The sequence below is a fragment of the Lactococcus allomyrinae genome (assembly GCF_003627095.1).
Taxonomy (GTDB): domain Bacteria; phylum Bacillota; class Bacilli; order Lactobacillales; family Streptococcaceae; genus Lactococcus; species Lactococcus allomyrinae.
In genome coordinates this window covers 2,318,202-2,338,066 of the sequence record NZ_CP032627.1, presented here as the reverse complement: position 1 = coordinate 2,338,066, position 19,865 = coordinate 2,318,202, and the positions used below count along the sequence as shown (strand labels likewise).

The window sequence follows — 19,865 nt, the reverse complement described above, 5'->3', positions numbered from 1 at the left end:
ATACCGAAACATCAAAAAAGAGACTAAAAAGTCTCTTGATTTCATTAATAATTCACATAATTCATCACACCATTTGCATCCATCTGATAAACGTAACTTACGTTACCACAAAAGAAGTCCGCTGCAGTGCTAACAAAATTTTTATCCGGATCATAAATCACACTCACTGAAAATTTCGTTGCTTTGTGAGTCGGAACTTGATTGGCAATTTCAGCATAATGTGAAACGACACCACCACCACTACTCGTTTCAAACCCTGTACCATTCATCCCTTTTTCGCTATAGGTCACACCATTCACTGTTACTTGTGCGCCTCCATTTACGATTTGCTCTGGTGTATATCCCGCAGCTATCAAGTCATAATAACCCGTCTTCTCTGCATAATAACCGTTAAAAAGTTTCTGTGCAAGTGCCTTTGCTCCTGCATCTGTCAAGTCAGCGTCGTAGTGGCCTCCTGCAATATTTTGACCGCCAGGGGCTGGGATATAATTATGAACAACTTGTTCTTGACTGTTATTCCATTCACATTCTATTTTTGCCAATGTGACATCTTTTGAGTCAGTACTAATAGAGAAATTAGCTGTCCCATTATTCGCAATCGCATTTTCATTCAAAATAAGTTGTGCCAGATAATTTGACGCTTGAGTGTTGAACCAGTCCAATGTCGTTTCTTGATTTCCAGTAGATTCTTGGAATTTTTGAGTTGATTCTTGCGTACTCTGTGTTGAGCCAGATAAATTACCCTGAGTTACTTGTGTCGTTGGAGGAATGGATTTCCGAGTGGAGACCGAGCTTTTATCGAAAGGTTTTTCCATATCTTTTGACGATAGGGAAGTCGTTTGTGTACTCAAACTTTGCTTACTTGTTATCTTTGTAGTAGAAGCAAGATTTGACTTTTGAGAATCCAAAATCTGCATTTTATCTCTAGCTATAACTACTCCAAACACAGCAACTATGGCTATCAGACCAGTTAGTACTATTTTTTGAGCAAGTTTCAATGCTTCACTCTCCTATCTTCACTTAAAATTCAGTTTGTTCGTACTTTTAGTATACCGTTCTTCTCCATTTTTTCCCAAAGATACGCAAATCTGTAAAACAAAAAACCTCAGTCGAGGTTTTTGTCATTTTCTAGGTTGTGAAACAAGTGCAGATTGAATGTTGAGTTGACGTTTAAGTAACCACCGTACACCAAACGCAACGATACCAATAATAATCAAAGCAATTGCTGGAAGTTGGATGTTAACAGAAGTTGGGAGCAATCCTGAGAATACCGTAACCGCAATCCACAATAAGACTGAAACTGTGGTTGCCGCAAAGCCTTTCCAGTTCCACTTTTGACGTGTTCCATCAGCTTTAGGACGATAGAAGAAGCGATACATCATATACATCACAAGACCTGCAATAACAGATGATAAAACAACAGTGACAAATCCATATACTGGTGAAGTCGAGCTAACAAATGCCATGATACCATTTAAAACAGAGATAAACCCTAAGAAAAGTAATGTGCTATCCAACCACATCAAACCAGGATTTTCATTCTTTTCTGTGACAGGCTTGTCAGCAACTTTTGGTTGGTACTTTTGAGCAAACTCTGTCGGTGCTCCCAGAAGCTTCCTAGCAATTGTACCATTTTTTTGAGCCTCAATAATTTGTGGGAGAATATCATTTAAAATTGTCTTAATTTCTTCATCAGACTTGCCAAGTAGCATGAGCTGCTTGGTCACTGAATGGATATATTCTTTGTTCTTTGCAGTGAGTTCTTCTATTAAATTTTCCATAGCTTCATTTTAGCAGAATCTCTAAAAAAAATCATTAAAAAATAGTGTAAAAGCTTGATTTTTTATTTAAGAAAATGTTATACTTAACAGGTATGTTATTTTATAGAACATAAAAATCTAATGGGAGGTATGCACCATGTCTAAAGAATGTTATTTCACTGGTCGTAAGACTGTGACATCTAATAACCGCTCACACGCAATGAACCAAACTAAACGTGTAGTTAAACCTAATCTTCAAAAAGTGACTATCCTTGAAAACGGTGAACTTAAAACTGTTTGGGCTTCAGCTAAAGCTTTGAAAAAATTGCCAGCAGGCGTAGAACGCGTGTAATTTTTTTGTTTTTTGCAAAACACAAAAATATCCTGTCAGATTGATAGGGTTTTTTTCTTTTTTATTTTTGAACATATCATCATTTTTATCAACTATTAGGGGATGGTTTTGATGAGATAGCGATTCCATCAGTCAATACAACTGTTTTATTTTGCAAAAATATGATAGAATAAGTAATGATATTTAAATAATATGGAGGAAAGTGCCGTTTGTCAGAAAAATTTTTTCTGAACCCGAGAAATCGTGTCATTGATGACGGTACAGGTATAAAAATGAGTGTTACTATTAACAACCAACATGGTAACGTTGACATTGCTACCGAAGTCATTGCGACTGTTGTAGGTGCCTCTACAACTGAGATTTTCGGTGTGGTTGGTATGACAAGTAAGTCAGCTGTTAAAGACAATGTCCGCAATATCTTACGCCAAGAAAACTACTCAAAAGGCGTTGTTGTCACAACTAGTGATAACGAAATTTCCATTGATGTTTATGTTGTAATCAGTTATGGTGTAAAAATCAGCGAAGTCGCTAAAAATATCCAAGAACGTGTGCGTTTCAATCTCGAAAATCAACTCGGCATTACTGCTGCCCGTGTGAACGTGTACGTACAAAATGTGAAGGTGGTTGAGGACTAGTGTCAAATATCAATTCAAGTAAATTTCAAGAAATGATTCAAGCTGCGGCAAGCCGTTTGAATGAACAAGCTGAATATGTCAACTCGCTCAATGTATTTCCTGTACCAGATGGTGACACAGGAACCAACATGGGAATGACCATTACTAATGGTGCAAAAGAAGTGGCTGAAAAATCAGCGAATACAGTTGGTGAAGTTGCTCAAATTCTCTCAAAAGGGTTACTTATGGGAGCCCGTGGAAACTCTGGTGTTATTTTAAGCCAACTTTTCCGTGGTTTTGGACAATATGCAAAAGATTATGAAGAACTTGATGGGATTCATCTCGCTGCTGCACTCCAAAATGGTGTAGAAGTGGCCTACAAAGCCGTAATGAAACCTGTTGAGGGAACAATTCTTACTGTTTCCCGTGGTGCTGCTGAAATGGCAAAACATAAGACTGACGAAACTGATGATGCTACACAGGTCATGACAGCTGCTCTTGAAGGTGCAAAACGTGCGCTTGCCAAGACGCCTGATTTGTTGCCTGTCCTTAAAGAAGTCGGTGTAGTTGACTCTGGTGGACAAGGTTTGGTTTACATTTACGAAGGCTTTTTGATGGCGCTCAATGGTGAATTTGTTCCTGAAACACCTACTGCTGAACTTGGGGCAATGGATCGTATGGTTAATATTGAACATGAGAGTGTCGCAAATGCTTCAACTTCGGATATTAAATATGGTTATTGCACAGAAATTATGGTCGAACTCGGTCAAGGTCCAACTGCTCGTGAAGGTTATAATCACGATAATTTCCAAGCTTATCTAGCAGGTATCGGAAATTCTCTTCTTGTTGTTGATGATGATGAAATTGTAAAAGTCCATGTCCATACAGAAGACCCTGGGCTTGTGATGCAGGAAGGTTTAAAATACGGGCGTCTAGTAAAAGTCAAAGTCGATAATATGCGTCTTCAAAATGAAGGAGTGGCTGAAAAAGAAGCTAAATCTTCAAAGGTATTCACTTCTACTTCTAAGAAGGATTGGGGACTTATCGCCATCGCAGCTGGTGAAGGTTTAGCTGATATTTTCCGCGAAATGGGAGTTAACCATGTTGTTTCAGGCGGACAAACAATGAACCCTTCAACTGAAGATATCCTAAACGCTGTTGAAGTGGTCAACGCAGAAAAGGTCATTATTTTACCAAACAATAAAAATATTTTTATGGCTGCAAAATCGGCCGCTGAAGTTGCCGAAATTCCCGTGGAAGTCATCGAAACAGCCACAGTTCCACAAGGATTCACTGCATTATTGAGTTTTGACCCAACACGCACGATAGAAGAAAATAAAGATGCAATGACAAATGCTTTAGCTGATGTTCAATCTGGTTCTGTGACAACTGCAATCCGAGATACAAATGTTGACGGTATTGAAATTCATAAAAAAGATACTCTTGGTATGTTGAATAACAAAATCGTCGCTTCAACGAAGAAAATGAACGATGCTATCTTCTCCGTATTTGACAAAATGATTGATGAAGACAGTGAAATTGCCGCGATTTATGTAGGTAGTGAAGGTAAAAAGTCCAACGCTGACCGTATTGCTAAGGAACTTGAAAAGAAACATCCAAATCTTGAAGTTGAGATTCATGATGGTAAACAACCTGTTTACCCGTATATCTTCTCTGTTGAATAAGCTTAAAATATATTGTTTCAACTACTTATCAATATTGTAATTGTAATTAAAAGCTGTCAGCACGCTGACAGCTTTTTTCTTTATCTTCGAACCATTCTATTTGATAAGCTCTTGCTCGATTACTTGCAAGACACCAGATTCATCATTCGTTGGTGCGATAAAGCTAGCTTGAGCCTGTACTTCTGGAAAAGCATTGGCCATCGCATAACTAAATTTAGCTTGAGCCAGCAGTTCAAAATCATTATAGCCATCTCCAAAAGCCATTGTCTCACTGACAGAAACACAAAGCAATTCCTGCAATTTTTGTACGGTTGTACCTTTGTGGATCCCTTTTGATGTGATATCAATCCAAGCTGCTTCACTTGCCACAATGTAAAATTGCTCTTGTTCAGCCTTTAGCCGCTCAAAGCTTTCGTAGCAACGCTTTTGCCTATCAAATACTGTCACTTTGACAAAATCCTCGGTGATTTCGCTGAAATCTTTGACCACCTTCATCACTGCATAAGACCCTCTAACCACCTCTCCATCAAGCTCTGCCTGACTTTCTTTGATAATCGCTGCGCTTTCTGTGCAGGCAATGATGGTCTGGTCAGCATGAATTTCTTCTAATTTTTGAATCAACTGCTTGCCTTGAGCATTTGGAATGAGTTGCTGAAATTCAAATTTTCCATTGAATTTTATCCGACTCGCAGAATCTCCCAAAATCCATATTTTCTTGGACAAGTCACCAAAAAGTTCTTCTACACGCTCTGTCTGCTTTCCTGTCACTACTCCAAAGGAAATTCCTTTTTCTGTCAGTGCTGACAGAATTTTTTGGAACCTGTCAGCATCAAACCCCCCGCTGGAATTGAGAAATGTACCGTCTAAATCTGTTAAAATTAGTTTAATCATCATTCTTCTTTCTGAATTGAGTTCTATTTGTATCTGCTTACAGTTTATCATAAAAAATCAGTACTTAAGTTCTATTTTTAAGGAACATTTACCAAAATTAAAATCCTAAAATAAAACCTTTGAATGTTAACATCCAAAGGTTTTATTTTAGGGATTAATTATTTAACAGTTGCACTCTTGATTTTCTTTTAACTTATGAGCGAAAGAAACTTTCAAAGAAGTTGACTACACTTTAATTTCTTGGATTTTTGACAATTGTGTCACCACCTCGGAAGAATACAGCCCAGAGAACGATGGCACAAATTATTGTGAATCCTGTCAGCACAAGAAAACTAATATGAAGATTTCCGATACCCGCAACGACAAATGGATAAACGAATCCACCTAAACCACCGATTGCGCCAACAAATCCTGTGACCGCTCCTGTATTCTTCTTTGAAACATAAGGCACCATCTTGAATACAACACCATTACCAATACCTGCAAAAACAGCAAGTAGGAAAACTCCTGTCATGAGAATGGCAAAATTTTTCGTTCCCTCAGCAAGAACTAAAGTTGATATAAATACACCTGCAAATACAAACATCAACATTTTTTTAGGCAAAATCTTATCAGCAATGGCACCACCGAGCGGACGCATAATCGTTGCAACAGCAGAGAAACCAGCTGCCCAAAAACCTGCAATGACAAGAACTCGTGCAGGATTGTCAGCAATGACGAAACCGTTGACATTTCCTTTACCGATCAAAGTTGGAATTAGATTACCGAAAGCCATGAAAGAACCAAAGGTCAACATATAAAAGAGCGACAGATACCAAGTGTCCTTTTCCTTAGCCACTGACAGCGCACTACTCAAAGTTTTGTTTTTGTCAGTAGGCATTTCTTTTGTTGTCAGCGCAAAGATAACAGTAAAGACAGCAATAAGTACAATAAGGAAATTATAAGCATGGTCAATATGCTTTGCAGGACCGATAATAGATGGCAGAATCAATGCAGAGACTGCGTTACCAATATTTCCCATCCCAGCGATTCCAAGTGCAAGTCCTTGTTTTTCAGCAGGGAACCAAACGCTGACATAACTAATTGCCACAGCAAATGACGTTCCAGCCATTCCCAAAAGCAATAAAACCCAGAGCATCGCAGTATAACTCGTGATATGCGGAATGATAACCAGCGGAATTAATGTGAAAATCATTAATGCAATAAAAACTTTTTTACCGCCTAAACGGTCAGATAAAATCCCCATCGGGATACGCATAATTGAGCCGAGCAATACTGGTACTGCAACAAGTACCTTTTGTGCTCCTGTGCCTGCTACAAATCCGAGCTTCGGTGCAAATGCAGTTGCTAATGGTGCAACAGAAGACCATGCCATAAATGAAACTAACATCGCCAAAGTTCCCATGACAAGCGCCATTGTAGCAGCTTTTTTATCGTTGGAAATATTTTCCATGATAATAAATCTCCTTAGTTATTTTATACTAGTCTCATTTTTAATAAAAGACCGTGATTAGCATATTTTGACGCTATTCTCACATCATTTTGATATGAAGCGACATATTACGTTGTATTTATTTAACAATGTAACAGCTATTAACAAGCTATATTCTATTACAATTTGTATGAAAAAGCTACACTGAGTTGTGTAAAATACACTTGACATCGTTTTCTTTTAAATACGCTCTGAACGACAAAAAAGCTGTCAATGACAGCTTTATAAGCATACTGACAGAATTTTTATTGCTCTGTCAGCCCCCTATTTGACTCATATGTCGCCAAGTTGGTTTTTGAAATTGACTTTTTTCATTTTCCGCAAGTGCCATTTCATGATTTTCTGGTTTCATATCAAGTGAATGCAAAATTTTTGCTTTAAAAGCCTCAAAGTCATTGAGATAAGGACGAATGCTTTCTTCGTCATCCCAATAAAGACAAGACTTGATATAACCATCTGCCGTCACCCGTAAACGATTACAACTCTCACAAAAGCGGCAGGATACTGGATGAATCAATCCAAATGATCCTTTTGCTCCAGAAATTTGATAATTTTCTGACGGTCCATTCCCAGCAAAATCAATCGGTTTATAGTCCCAACCATTTGTCTCACAAATATCAAAAACTGTTTCAACGCCCTTATATTTGTGTTTCCACATCTCATTATCTCGCTCGATATTGGTATGACCAATCGGCATAAACTCAATGAAACGAACATTTACTGGATGTTCAATCGAATATTTCAAAAAATCAATAATTTCATTGTCATTTTGACCCCCAATAACGACGACGTTCATCTTTATTTTGAAAGGAAATTGACTGGCCTTTTCCAAACCTTTTAAAACCTGCTTAATATTTCCACCACGTGTGATTTCACGATACTTATCTGCTTCAAAAGTATCCAAACTGATGTTTATCCGCTTTAAACCTGCATTCCACAATTTTTCAGATAAACGTGCTAATGCCAAACCATTCGTTGTAAGAGCAATGTCTTCAATCCCTGAAATACTTGCAATTCCTTCAACCAGTTCAAGAATATCATGACGCATCAACGGTTCTCCACCAGTCAAACGAACTTTTTTGATTCCAAGTGCTGCAAAATTTTTCACCAGTTGTATAATCTCATCTTTCGAAAGCACTTTATCATCCGGAAAAAACTCTAATCCTTCTTCTGGCATACAGTAAACGCAGCGTAAACTACATTTATCTGTAATACTGATACGAATATAATCATGAACTCGGCCAAAACGGTCTGTCAGTACAAATGGTTCTGTCATTTTTGTTGTCATTATTTCTCCTTTTGATGAGACAATCTTGCATTTCAGCACAAGATTACGGTAAATCTACCGCACTCACAATTACTCAGAGTTTTTCATATTTAAGTTATGAGGCCCTCAATTCAGTGTCTTATTTTACAAATAGTAGGCTGCTCGCTTTATGAAAAATTACGATGTTCTATATTTTCATTTCTGTCAGCATACTGACAGCTTTCATCCACCACTGACAGGTGGAATAATTGCAATTTCTTCAATATTTCTACTGTCAACTTCTTCGTCAAAGATGTAAACTTGGTTTACAGCGACATTACACTGCAAAAACTCTGTTCGATGCATCGGATATTGCTCTGTCAGTACTGACAGAATGATATTTTTATTAATTTTATCTGGTAAATCAAGTTTAATCTCTGGTGCGATAAATGCGCCAAGAAAGCCAAATAGTTTTACCTTTTTCACTTTCATTTACCCCACCTCTCCGTATCACCATCAACTTCTTTTTTCCAAATTGGCACGGTTTTCTTGAGTTGGTCAATGATCTGATGACAACCCTCAAGTGCTTGTTTACGATGCACACTTGCAACGCCAATAAAAACTGCTTCATCCTCAACTTCTAGATGTCCGATACGGTGCACAATAATCACACGATTACCCATCATCTCGATTGGCGCAGCCAACTTTTTCAACTCTTTTATCGCCATCGCCTCATAAGCTGTATACTCAATGAAATCCGTATACTCCGTGCGAGCCCCCCCTTTGCTTTCCTCATCAAAATCCGTCAGATTGCGAATCGTCCCAACAAAAACTCCAATACCACCATACTCTGGCGATTTGAGTTGTGCATACAGCCCCGCAACATCAATTGGCTCATTTTGTAATTTGATATATGCCATGTTTTTTCCTTATTTTAAGAATTTTCGATACTGACAGATATTTAACTTCACTGTCAAATTTTTGACGAGGAAATAAAAAATTTTATCTGTACTGAAATTTTTACTTCTCACTGTCTATATCATTTCCATAATTTAAAAAGCAAAAAATAAATCATAAGTTCAGAGTAATCAACTTGGCGCATCCAAATGTCCAAGCACCAGAGAAATAATGCACCGATAATAATCACCCTTACGATAACTTTTGCTGATTTACCTCTTTCTCTCTGTCAATACTGACAAGTTTTTGACAGCCGTATAATCACTCACCATAGACAAAATGCCCTGATTTTCCACCCATTTTCTCAACCAAATGACATTCCGTAATCCGCATTCCTCTGTCCATCGCTTTACACATATCATAAACGGTAAGTGCTGCAATTTGTACCGCTGTCAACGCCTCCATCTCAACACCTGTTTGATTAACTGTTTTTACAGTTGCAGTAAGTGTCAACCTGTCAACTTCATTGTCAACGAAACTTATATCTACACCTGAAAGTGGAAGAAGGTGACACATTGGAATCAACTCTGATGTACGTTTCGCTGCCATGATACCAGCAGTTTGAGCCACAGCAAGCACATCTCCTTTTTTCACTTTTCCTTCTTTAATTCTCTTAAGTGTTTCTGCTTGCATGATAATGGTTGTCGTGGCTAGCGCCACACGTTTACTGACAGCTTTCTCAGTTACATCCACCATCTTAGCTCGTCCCTGTCCGTTAAAATGGGTTAATTCGTCAGCCATGACTTTAACCATTCCTTTCGTTTCTCTTCCGTCGTCAAATCAATCATATTTTCTGTCAGTACCAACGGAAAAATCGTTCCAACAAATTCAATATTATCAAATTCTGCAAAGTCTGTAACTCGGTCATTTTCTCGCAAGAGCAATAATTTCGGAAATTTTTCCTTCTTAAATCCTTCAATTAGAAGCAAATCTGTTTCTGGTCGAACAAAATCAGCAATTTCTTCTTCTAATGCTTTTGCTGGACGTGTTTCATGCCAAAAAAATCCCTTGTCATTTTGCATTCCAACTTGCTGCGCTCCCGCTTGAGCAAATCGTGCTGTATCCGTTCCTTCCATATCCATTGAAACCGTATGATGAGTATGTTTAAAGCTTGCAACAACAAGATTCAGTTCACGAGCCGACTTAATAAAATCAATTGTTGTCGTTGTCTTTCCAGACTTTTTTTTACCGATTATTTGTAAGGCAGTAACCATACTTCAACCTCCTCACCTTTGTGAATACTACTGTCATGCGGAACTTTAAAGAATGCTGTTGTACTATGTAAATTTCCAAGTGCTGATGATTTATCAGAACCAATTTGACTAACGGTAAGTCTAGAGTCATGGTCAAAATTGACCGTTGCCCGTAGATATTTATCGAAATTATTTGGTTTATCGTAATCATGAACCAAAGGTAACTTCACTTGTTTTAAGCGACTTTTCCCTCCAACAAACCGTTGCAACGTAGGCTCAACAAAAAGATAAAATCCTGTGAAACAAGCCCCTGGATTTCCTGAAAGCGCAATAACAGGTGTCCCTTTATGAACAAAAGCAGTCGTTGGACTCCCTGGTCGCATACTCAATTTATTAAATAAAAATTGGTCTGCTGCTTTAGCTGCCTCAGCCATAAAATCAAAATCTCCGACAGACACCCCACCAGTCGTTAATACAAGATCACACTGCGAAGTTAGGTCATTTAAAATCGCCAATGTATCCTGAAGTTCATCTTTGACATTATCCAAAGTGACAACAAGACCGCCATTTTCTCGGACTAAAGCTTCAAGAAGTGGGCCATTAGAATTATATATTTTCCCTTCAACATAAGGCTCACCAGCTTTTAGAAGCTCTGAGCCTGTCGCTAAAATCCCAACTTTCGGCTTTTGATAGACCAATATCTCAGCAATACCAAAAGCATTAAGCAAACTGATTGCACCAGCATTTAGGCGTGTTCCTGAACTTAACAGCAAATCGCCTTTAAGAAATTCCTCACCGATAGAAGAAATATTACTGTTCTTCATACTTTCCTTGATTAATACTTTATCATCTGATAACTTTTCTGTAACTTCGAGCATGATGACTTTACCAACTTCATCTGGAACTTTGGCTCCCGTCATAATCCTTACTGCTTGACCAGAAGACATCTTTTTCTCCAAAACTGAACCTGCACCAATGTTATCTATAATTTCAAATTCACGTGGAAAACTATGATCATCTTCATTTAAAATCCCATAACCATCATATCCACTCCTTCTGAAAGCCGGAATCGGAAAAGTAGCGTAAACATCCTCTGCAAGCACATAAAAAAGTGCTTCAGCAGTAGAAATTTTCTTTGTTTTAGTTTGTAAATTTACACCTTGAAGTAATCCTTGAGCTTCTTCAAGCGTGATAATATCACGATTTAGATACATGACAATCTCTCAATTCTATTTTTACTTATTTATATATTTTCTAAAACTATAGAATCCCACTTTTTTAGAGAAAAAGTTACACCCTTAGTATATCAAAAATTTAGATGCTTGTGTCAACGAAAAGCAACGCAATGTAGTTTATTTTTCTTTTGTAAAAGTCCAAAGTTAAGAGCTATTCTCAAGGAAATCTGACTCTAGCCCCGACTTCATACTAGTTATCTTTCAAGCTCAAACAAACTTTTATAGCACAGTCCTTATGGCACACAAATAAATTCGTAAACCAAAATCATTTATCGTGCTTTTTATCAACTTCTTCAGCAACAATGATAGCAGCATTTTTGACATCATGCAGTTACGAAACACCTCAATTCATTATTCCTATTCATAACGAATTAACCACAGAATAACATCTATATTCTTCTTCTCAAAAGCAAAACAAGTCAAGCTCACAAGCTTTATGATAGAATAAAGCTATGACTATCGGAATCATTCTAGCGGGTGGAAAGTCCAGTCGCTTTAAAAATGGGGATAAAGCTCTATTTTTAGATAAAAACTCCAATCAAACTTGGACAGAAATCGCTTATATGAAACTGTCAGCACTGACAGAAAAAACTTATATCGTTGCAAGCCATTCTAATCTTCCTCAAATCAAAAAACAACTTCCGTCAGCACACATTATTACTGACCATCCACTTTTCACAGGAGAAGGACCTCTGGCAGGCTTATACACCGTTTCATCAATAGTTACAGACACACATGATTATTTAATTTTAGCCGTAGATTATCCAGAGATTTCGGTACAATCACTGACAGAACTTCTGTCAGTAAAAAATACTTATATCAAAAATAATTTCACCATTGCTCACCTTACTTTCAGCCACACCCAAATACAAGATTTTCTGGAAAATAAAAACCGTCGAATGCAAGATTTTTTAACCTCTATCCAAGCAACCTCAATAACCCTACCTGAGATTGAGCTTACCAACCACAACTATCAGTAAAAATTACCCAAGTCTTTTTCAAAAACATGAACTAATCTATGATAAATCAGACTCATCAGTACTGACAGAAAGCTGTTAGTGACTAAAAAAACCCAGCTTAGCTGGATTTTTTCTTTTAACGACGTGAATACCGACGATAAACCACGAAACGACGGAAAATATAATGCAAAGGAACATAAAGTGCATGAACTAACCGCGTATAAGGGAAAAATCCAAACATAGCCAAGCCACAAATAATGTGCAACTTATAAAACAATGGAATATTATTCATCAGATGCCAAGCTGGACTGAAAGCAAATAAACCACGTCCCCAAACCCCAATTGTTGTACGATAATCAAAACCAGGTGTCATAGGACCTGCCCAAAATGAACTCATCATCCCAAGTACAATAGTTACCAACAGTGCCACAATCACAACATTATCATTTAGCGTAGAAGTTGCAGCAACACGCTTACTCGTAAAACGACGATAAGTCAGTACAATAATTCCCGCAAGAGTCATTGCACCAAACACACCACCAATTCCCATCGCAAGCACCTTATGATAGAACTCATTAGTAATCCCGATTGAATCCGTAAACGTTTCTGGAATAAAAATACCAATCACGTGTCCACCAAATACCCCAAGAATCCCAATGTGGAAAAGAATTGACCCCCAAATCAAACGCTTCTTCTCCATGAGTTCACTTGATTTCGCAGTAACAGAGCCAGGTTTTCTCATTCGAACAATCGTTCCGATGAAAAACGAACCAAGCATCAAATATGGGTAAACCACCCAAAGCATAAAGTTCCAAAACTGAGTCATCTAAGCTTTTTCTCCTTTCCTCATCTCTGCGTTATCTCCTCCAGCAGTAACGCAATACCGTAAGCTACTTCGAATTAAGCGAACCAGGTCTAAATATGGCTCATCTACAAGCTCTTTTGCCTGCTTTAGAATCTCATAAGTTCCATCTTCTAACACAGAAAATAACAAATTCAAATCTTCAATTCGAGTATCTTCTACGGGTCCATCTGTCCACACACCAAGTCCCAAAAATTCCAACATCGTAGGCAAATAGTCTGTCATTTCAGCCATATCAAGCTCTACACCAAACATTTCATAGAGCATTTTCAATTTCGCCAAAATTCCCCCACGTTCACGTGAATCCTCAAAACGATAATAGGTACAGTACATTGTAATTCGCTTGTTTAGTTCAAATAGTCCTGTATAATTTTCTTGTAGTTCTTGTAAAGACTTCGCTTGAAACCCCTTCAAAACACTTAAAAATTGATTTCTTTCGGGAATCTGAGGAAAATTTCTTTCAACTTCTATTACAAAATCCTGACTTCTTACTTCATCATCTGGAAAATCAATTGCTTGAGAAAGAAGCAAAAAACTCTTTCTCAAACGCTCTAGTTCTTGAACATTAATCACGCCAAATTCCTCCATAGAAGCTTTCAGCGTAAATATCTGAACCAGATTTTCCATTTTGTGCTTTTTGGATCATTGACGAATGCAAATCAGCCAATGAACAACCATTACATTCATCGTAGCCTAAAGCACCTTGCGCTTTATTGACATCTTCAAATTGTTCTTCCCTATGCGCCTTAGGGATAACAAATCGGTCTTCATATTTAGCAATCGCAAGTAAACGATAGAGTGAAGTAGCTGATTCCTTCGTCAAACCAACCATTTTCAACTTTGCTTCGTCAAAGTCTTTCCCTGAAGTTGCCGCACGCATATACAAACGAATCATCGCCAACTTGTAAAGTGCAGCCTTAACTGGTTCTACATTGCCAGCTGTCAAGATTGATGCCAAATAGTCCACAGGAATACGCATCTCATCAATACCTGGGAAAATCATCTCAGGATTTTTCAGCGAATTTTTCCCCTCAAAATAACTCATGATTGGACTAAGTGGTGGGCAATACCAAACCATTGGCATGGTACGATATTCAGGATGCAGAGGGAAAGCAATTTTTTCCTCCATTACCATCCGATAGACAGGAGAATTTTGCGCCCCCTCAATCATTTCCTCAGAAATTCCCTCAGCACGCGCTGCTTCAATCACTGCTGGGTCATACGGATCAAGGAAAACTTCCAGCTGACGTTGATAGAGTAATTTTTCATCTGGCTCACTAGCTGCTTCAGCCACACGGTCAGCATCATAAAGCATCACACCAATATAACGAATCCGACCCACACAAGTTTCAGAGCATACCGTTGGTAAACCTTCTTCAATCCGTGGATAACAGAAAGTACATTTTTCAGCTTTGTGTGTTGACCAGTTAAAGTAAACTTTTTTGTAAGGACAAGAACTTACACAGAAACGCCAACCTTTACAATGATCTTGATTAACCAAAACAATCCCATCTTCATCACGTTTATACATAGCTCCTGATGGGCAAGAACTCACACAGGCAGGATTTAAACAATGTTCACAAAGACGTGGCAAATACATCATGAATGTTGTCTCAAAGTTAGCCTTAATATCTGATTCAATTTTAGCAATATTAGGGTCATTAGCGATAGAATGTTCCCCTCCTGCCAGATCATCATCCCAGTTTGGACCCCATTTAAGATCAATATTTTCACCCGTAATTTGTGATTTTGCCCGCGCTACAGGTTGATGTTTTTGAGCTTTTCCAAAAAGATTTCGATAGTCGTAAGTCCAAGGCTCGTAATAATCATCAAGCTCTGGCATATCAGCATTGTAAAAAATACTAAAGGTTGCTACTTTTTCAGCTTTCCCCCCAGCTTTTAAAGTTAGTTTACCATTCTTATTAACTTTCCAACCACCAGCATATTTTTCTTGATCTTCCCAACGCTTTGGATAACCCACCCCAGGCTTTGTTTCGACATTGTTAAACCACATATATTCAGTTCCTGGACGATTAGTCCAAGTATTTTTACAAGTCACAGAGCAAGTATGACAACCGATACATTTATCAAGGTTGAGCACCATGCCGATTTGTGCTTTTACTTTCATGAGTTGCCTCCTTCTGTATTAGACCAATCTACCTTGTCCAATTTTCTAACATTGACATATAAATCACGCTGATTTCCGATTGGGCCATAATAGTTCCATCCATAAGAAAGTTGCGCATATCCACCAACCATTTGTGTTGGCTTGATATGGATTTGTGTAGGAGCATTATGCGAGCCACCACGATTTCCAGTAATATTTGAAAGTGGCACTTGGACAGTAGCATCCTGAGCATGATACATATACATTGTTCCTTCTGGCATCCGATGTGAAACAACTGCTCTTGCTGTTACCACACCATTTCGGTTATAAAGCTCTAGCCAATCATTATCTTTAATTTCCAATTTCTTCGCATCCTCAATCGAAAGCCAAACATTTGGCCCTCCGCGGAAAAGAGTCAGCATATGGATATTATCTTGATACATGGTGTGTATGTTCCATTTACCATGTGGTGTCATATAGCGCAAAGTAATTTCTTTACCCTCTGCCGCTTTGATGTCTGCATCTTTTGGTCCCATCACTTGTGGAGGTAAGGTTGGTTTATATGTTGAGAGATTTTCTCCATATTCTTGGAAAATTTCATGGTCAATATAGAATTGTTGACGTCCTGTCAATGTACGGAAAGGCACCAAACGTTCGATATGTAGAGAGAATGCCGAATAGCGTTCACCATCTTTTTTAGCAGAAGTACCGATTGGTGTTGGATAAGATTCACGAGGTTGAGCTGTGATATCTTTGAAGGTCATCTTTTGTTGCTCATAGCCTCCACCAATATCAAGTAAATCTACCCCGTGTTCTTCTTCCGCAGCTTTCCAGGCTTCCATATTAACTTTACCGTTTGAAGTAGATGAAAGTGTCAAGATTGCATCGGCGACTTGTTTCGCTTCATAAATTTTAGGAAGTCCAGCATTACTTCCTGTCTTATAGGTTTGAAGGGTATGTTTCAGTTCCTCATACTGCGTTGCTACTGGATAAGATAAACCAATCGCTCCAACTTTTCCTTTAGCAAGGTTAGGGCCAAGTGCAATATATTGGTCATACAGCTTCGTATAATCACGTTTTATAAGCTTAATGTTCGGCATTGTTTGACCAGGAATAGCCTCAATCTCACCTTTTTTCCAATCTTTAACTTGACCAAATGGTTGAGAAATTTCAGCTTTTGAATCATGTGCCAACGGACTAGTATGAACATCATAGACTGGTCCGTCAAATTCTTTTTTCGCCATTTCTTGGAAAGTTTTAGCAAGTTCACGGAAAATATTCCAGTCTGTTTTCGACTCCCAAAGTGGACTTACCGCAGCATTAAACGGATGTATAAATGGATGCATATCTGTTGAAGATAAATCTTCTTTTTCATACCATGTTGCTGCTGGCAAAACAATATCAGAGTACATTGGTGTTGTTACCATCCGAAAATCAAGTGTTGTTACAAGATCAAGTTTACCTGTGACCTCTTCTTCATTCCATTCCATTTCTTCAGGTTTGAAGTTGTCGTTCGTCTTTGCGAGCAAGCCATTTTCAGCGCCGAGCAGGTGTTTCATGAAATATTCTGCGCCTTTGCCTGATGAGGCAAAAAGATTTGAACGCCAGATGAACATCCCTTTAGGCTGATTTTCTTTACGGTCTGGTGCTTCTACAGCAAATTGTAAGCTGCCTGATTTGAGTTCCTCAACAATACGTGGTTTGATTTCTTCAATATCGGTCGTACCATACTGCTTCACAAAATCAAGTGAATTACGGTTAAATTGTGGATAACTTGGTAACCAACCTAATCGAACTGCCATTTGGTTATAGTCTGCTGGATGTTTATAGCTATTGGACGTTTTATTTGCTAATGGAGATTTAAGTGCTTCATTATCCATCTCATCGTACTTCCATTGGTCTGAAGCAAAGTAGAAGAAAGAAGTTCCGTTTTGTTGACGTGCAGCACCTGGATTCCAATCGTTAGCAAATGTAACCGCTGCCCAACCCTCTGCTGGACGGAGTTTTTCTTGACCAACATAGTGAGCCCAGCCACCACCAGAAACACCAATACAACCTGTCAAAGCCAGCATATTGATAACACCACGATAAATCATATCAGAGTTGAACCAGTGATTGACACCCGCACCAATAATGACCATTGTTTTACCTTTGGTATCTTCGGCATTTTGTGCAAATTCTTGACCGATTTGAATCGCAAGTGAGGCTTTGACCCCTGTGATTTTTTCTTGCCAAGCAGGTGTGTATGGTGAGTTTAGGTCATCATATCCCTTAGCAGCAAGGTCATCAGTGGCTACGCGTTTTACACCATACTGTGACATTTGTAAATCAAACACAGTAGTGACAAGATGTTCCGTGCCATCCTCAAAAATCACAGTTTTCACAGGAACATTCCGAGTCAAAATACTTGAGCCTGCTTCATCAAAATAAGGAAAATCAATTTTAACATGTGCTGTATTTTCTTCTAAAATTGATAATTTAGGATTAATGCCACCAAGTTTTAGATTCCATTTTTCTGAATGGTCCCAACGTTGACCGATTGTTCCATTTGGAACTTTAATTTGTTGGTCATTCTCATCAATTAAAACAGGCTTCCATTCTGAATTTTCTTCCGAGCCTTTACCACGGAGATCAGAAATACGAAGAAAACGCCCTGATTTATAATTTCCATTATCATCTTTATCTAAAAGAATCAAGAATGGAAGGTCAGTGTATTGCTTTGTATACTCAATGAAATAAGGAACCTGACGATCAACATAATATTCTTTTAAGATAACATATGTCATCGCTTGAGCTAAGGCTGCATCTGTTCCTGGGTGTGGTGCCAGCCAGTTATCTGCGAACTTAACATTTTCGGCATAGTCTGGGCTTACTGCAACCACTTTAGTCCCTTTATAACGTGCTTCTGTCATAAAGTGAGCATCGGGTGTCCGAGTTAATGGGACATTTGAACCCCACATCATAATATATTGAGAGTTATACCAATCCGCTGATTCTGGAACGTCAGTTTGTTCTCCCCAAATTTGCGGAGAAGCGGGTGGCAAATCAGCATACCAGTCATAAAATGACAACATTTCACCACCCACAAGTGATAAGAAACGTGCGCCTGAGGCAAAAGAAATCATTGACATCGCTGGAATAGGTGAGAAACCGACAAGACGGTCTGGACCGTATGTTTTGATCGTATAAGTCAGCATCGCTGAGATAAGCTCAAGTGCATCAGTCCATTTAACTCGTACAAGTCCACCATGTCCACGCGCTGCTTTATATTCGCGTGATTTTTCTGGATTCTCTACGATAGATTTCCATGCTGCAACTGGATCCCCTGCAAATAGATTTTTAGCTTCGAGCCACATTGTCCAAAGTACACCACGAATATAAGGATATTTAATGCGTAATGGGCTGTATTCATACCAGCTAAAGCTTGCACCACGAGGACAACCACGTGGTTCGTACTCAGGCATATCTGGACCACACGAAGGGTAGTCTGTTGCTTGATGTTCCCAAGTAATGATGCCCTGCTTGACAAAGACATTCCAAGAGCATGAGCCAGTACAGTTGACACCGTGAGTCGTACGAACTACTTTATCATGCGCCCAGCGTCTGCGATATATATCTTCCCAGCGACGATTATTTTCTTCAAGCTGAGTGAACGACCCATTGAATTTCTCAACGACGTTGAAAAAACGTGGTTTTCTCATAATTCCGGTCCCTTTCATAATGGATAAATTATTTTCTAGAGTTTTATACCTCTCAAGTATAGTACAAAGTCCCGCCAATCCGCAATATATATGAGTGTAAAGGGTTTTTGACATTTTGTTGCAAAGCCTTTCACATCAACGTTTAACGACAGCGTGTTGTTTTCTTCGATAAATCTTTGTATTCTTTTTCACACTTTGCTATAATAGGTAATGTAAAAACTGTTTTACATTTTTGTCACGATTGACAGAATTGGAGGAACTATGAAGACACTTGATACCACCCACGTGGGACAAATTTACTATATAGATAAAATATTTGGTGCTAATCAGTCGAAACTGCGCGAAATGGGATTTATTACCGACAAAAAGATAACACTCGTTTCGAGTGATGGAGAGAACGCTATTGTCAAAATAGATCATTCGCGTATTGCACTAAGTGCTCAATTTTTGAAACAGATTTTTGTTAAAAATGAGCGCTCTGCTGAACAGGTCGTTGGCTTATCTACTTTACAAGTTGGTCAAACTGGAATTGTTCGTTTGGTAGATGCTGCGGGCGAAATTAAACGGCGATTAATGGATATGGGAATTACGCGCGGAACGAGTATTTATGTTCAAAAGCTTGCACCACTCGGCGACCCAATTGAGCTTCATCTCCGCGGATATGCCCTTTCACTTCGAAAAATGGATGCTGAAAAAATTAAAGTCGTTCTAGAAAAACCTTACTGATTGGTTAACTCATTCTACTTTTATCTAAGTCCCTTTCTTCAAAAGGTGATTCTGCTAAAAGGTAAAATTGACTTCACAGGACGAT

At 38.5% G+C, this 19,865-nt stretch carries 19 protein-coding genes; 5 read left to right on the top strand and 14 right to left on the bottom strand.

Features of this window, described 5'->3' with window-relative positions; all coding sequences use genetic code 11:
- Window positions 1-44: 44 nt before the first annotated feature.
- Together D7I46_RS11110 and D7I46_RS11105 are read right to left on the bottom strand one after the other, a co-directional pair.
- A complete protein-coding gene (locus D7I46_RS11110) occupies window positions 45-998 on the bottom strand; it encodes a hypothetical protein (protein ID WP_120772931.1) in 954 nt (317 codons plus the stop codon).
- A gap of 123 nt (window positions 999-1,121) precedes the next feature.
- A complete protein-coding gene (locus D7I46_RS11105; protein WP_120772930.1) occupies window positions 1,122-1,781 on the bottom strand; it encodes a DUF1129 domain-containing protein in 660 nt (219 codons plus the stop codon).
- 136 nt (window positions 1,782-1,917) lie between these two features.
- Between D7I46_RS11105 and rpmB the strand changes: the two genes are divergently transcribed.
- The 3 genes from rpmB (at window position 1,918) to D7I46_RS11090 (ending at window position 4,411) form a co-directional block, all read left to right on the top strand.
- On the top strand, window positions 1,918-2,112 hold the full coding sequence (rpmB, locus tag D7I46_RS11100) for a 50S ribosomal protein L28 (RefSeq protein WP_120772929.1): 195 nt from the start codon (window positions 1,918-1,920) through the stop codon (window positions 2,110-2,112).
- Window positions 2,113-2,384: 272 nt separating this feature from the next.
- The gene (locus tag D7I46_RS11095) at window positions 2,385-2,747 is read left to right on the top strand and encodes an Asp23/Gls24 family envelope stress response protein (protein WP_162930940.1); all 363 of its coding nucleotides are present in this window, start codon (window positions 2,385-2,387) and stop codon (window positions 2,745-2,747) included.
- On the top strand, window positions 2,747-4,411 hold the full coding sequence (locus D7I46_RS11090) for a DAK2 domain-containing protein (protein WP_120772928.1): 1,665 nt from the start codon (window positions 2,747-2,749) through the stop codon (window positions 4,409-4,411). The genes D7I46_RS11095 and D7I46_RS11090 overlap by 1 nt, the downstream gene beginning before the upstream one ends.
- A gap of 96 nt (window positions 4,412-4,507) precedes the next feature.
- Here the strand turns inward: D7I46_RS11090 and D7I46_RS11085 are convergent, their stop codons facing one another.
- The 8 genes from D7I46_RS11085 to D7I46_RS11050 form a co-directional block, all read right to left on the bottom strand.
- On the bottom strand, window positions 4,508-5,302 hold the full coding sequence (locus D7I46_RS11085; protein WP_120772927.1) for an HAD-IIB family hydrolase: 795 nt from the start codon (window positions 5,300-5,302) through the stop codon (window positions 4,508-4,510).
- 232 nt (window positions 5,303-5,534) lie between these two features.
- Window positions 5,535-6,755, bottom strand: coding sequence for a nitrate/nitrite transporter (locus tag D7I46_RS11080; RefSeq protein ID WP_120772926.1), 1,221 nt, complete (start codon window positions 6,753-6,755; stop codon window positions 5,535-5,537).
- Between the two features lie 295 nt (window positions 6,756-7,050).
- Window positions 7,051-8,082, bottom strand: coding sequence for a GTP 3',8-cyclase MoaA (gene moaA, locus D7I46_RS11075; protein WP_240424424.1), 1,032 nt, complete (start codon window positions 8,080-8,082; stop codon window positions 7,051-7,053).
- 201 nt (window positions 8,083-8,283) lie between these two features.
- A complete protein-coding gene (locus D7I46_RS11070) occupies window positions 8,284-8,532 on the bottom strand; it encodes a MoaD/ThiS family protein (RefSeq protein WP_120772925.1) in 249 nt (82 codons plus the stop codon).
- Complete coding sequence (locus D7I46_RS11065) at window positions 8,529-8,960, bottom strand: molybdenum cofactor biosynthesis protein MoaE (protein ID WP_120772924.1); 432 nt, start codon at window positions 8,958-8,960, stop codon at window positions 8,529-8,531. Before D7I46_RS11065 ends, D7I46_RS11070 begins: the two co-directional genes overlap by 4 nt.
- A gap of 298 nt (window positions 8,961-9,258) precedes the next feature.
- Entirely contained in the window at window positions 9,259-9,738 is a 480-nt protein-coding gene (moaC, locus tag D7I46_RS11060) for a cyclic pyranopterin monophosphate synthase MoaC (RefSeq protein WP_120773360.1), read from the bottom strand.
- The gene (mobB, locus tag D7I46_RS11055) at window positions 9,723-10,211 is read right to left on the bottom strand and encodes a molybdopterin-guanine dinucleotide biosynthesis protein B (RefSeq protein WP_120772923.1); all 489 of its coding nucleotides are present in this window, start codon (window positions 10,209-10,211) and stop codon (window positions 9,723-9,725) included. Before mobB ends, moaC begins: the two co-directional genes overlap by 16 nt.
- Window positions 10,190-11,404: a molybdopterin molybdotransferase MoeA gene (locus tag D7I46_RS11050; protein WP_120772922.1), complete on the bottom strand. Its 1,215-nt coding sequence runs from the start codon at window positions 11,402-11,404 to the stop codon at window positions 10,190-10,192. Before D7I46_RS11050 ends, mobB begins: the two co-directional genes overlap by 22 nt.
- Before the next feature lie 473 nt (window positions 11,405-11,877).
- Here D7I46_RS11050 and D7I46_RS11045 point away from each other — a divergent pair, with 473 nt between their 5' ends.
- Entirely contained in the window at window positions 11,878-12,405 is a 528-nt protein-coding gene (locus D7I46_RS11045; RefSeq protein ID WP_120772921.1) for an NTP transferase domain-containing protein, read from the top strand.
- A 115-nt stretch (window positions 12,406-12,520) separates the two neighbouring features.
- On the opposite strand, the gene narI is transcribed toward D7I46_RS11045, so the two are convergent.
- From narI to D7I46_RS11025, 4 genes are read right to left on the bottom strand one after another with little or no spacing between them, the layout of a single operon-like run.
- Entirely contained in the window at window positions 12,521-13,210 is a 690-nt protein-coding gene (narI, locus tag D7I46_RS11040) for a respiratory nitrate reductase subunit gamma (RefSeq protein WP_120772920.1), read from the bottom strand.
- A complete protein-coding gene (gene narJ, locus D7I46_RS11035; RefSeq protein ID WP_162930892.1) occupies window positions 13,211-13,819 on the bottom strand; it encodes a nitrate reductase molybdenum cofactor assembly chaperone in 609 nt (202 codons plus the stop codon). It lies immediately after the preceding gene.
- Window positions 13,812-15,374: a nitrate reductase subunit beta gene (narH, locus tag D7I46_RS11030; RefSeq protein ID WP_120772918.1), complete on the bottom strand. Its 1,563-nt coding sequence runs from the start codon at window positions 15,372-15,374 to the stop codon at window positions 13,812-13,814. Before narH ends, narJ begins: the two co-directional genes overlap by 8 nt.
- The gene (locus D7I46_RS11025) at window positions 15,371-19,054 is read right to left on the bottom strand and encodes a nitrate reductase subunit alpha (protein WP_120773359.1); all 3,684 of its coding nucleotides are present in this window, start codon (window positions 19,052-19,054) and stop codon (window positions 15,371-15,373) included. The genes narH and D7I46_RS11025 overlap by 4 nt, the downstream gene beginning before the upstream one ends.
- A gap of 261 nt (window positions 19,055-19,315) precedes the next feature.
- Between D7I46_RS11025 and D7I46_RS11020 the strand changes: the two genes are divergently transcribed.
- Window positions 19,316-19,780: a ferrous iron transport protein A gene (locus tag D7I46_RS11020; protein WP_120772917.1), complete on the top strand. Its 465-nt coding sequence runs from the start codon at window positions 19,316-19,318 to the stop codon at window positions 19,778-19,780.
- The last annotated feature ends 85 nt before the right edge of the window (window positions 19,781-19,865 follow it).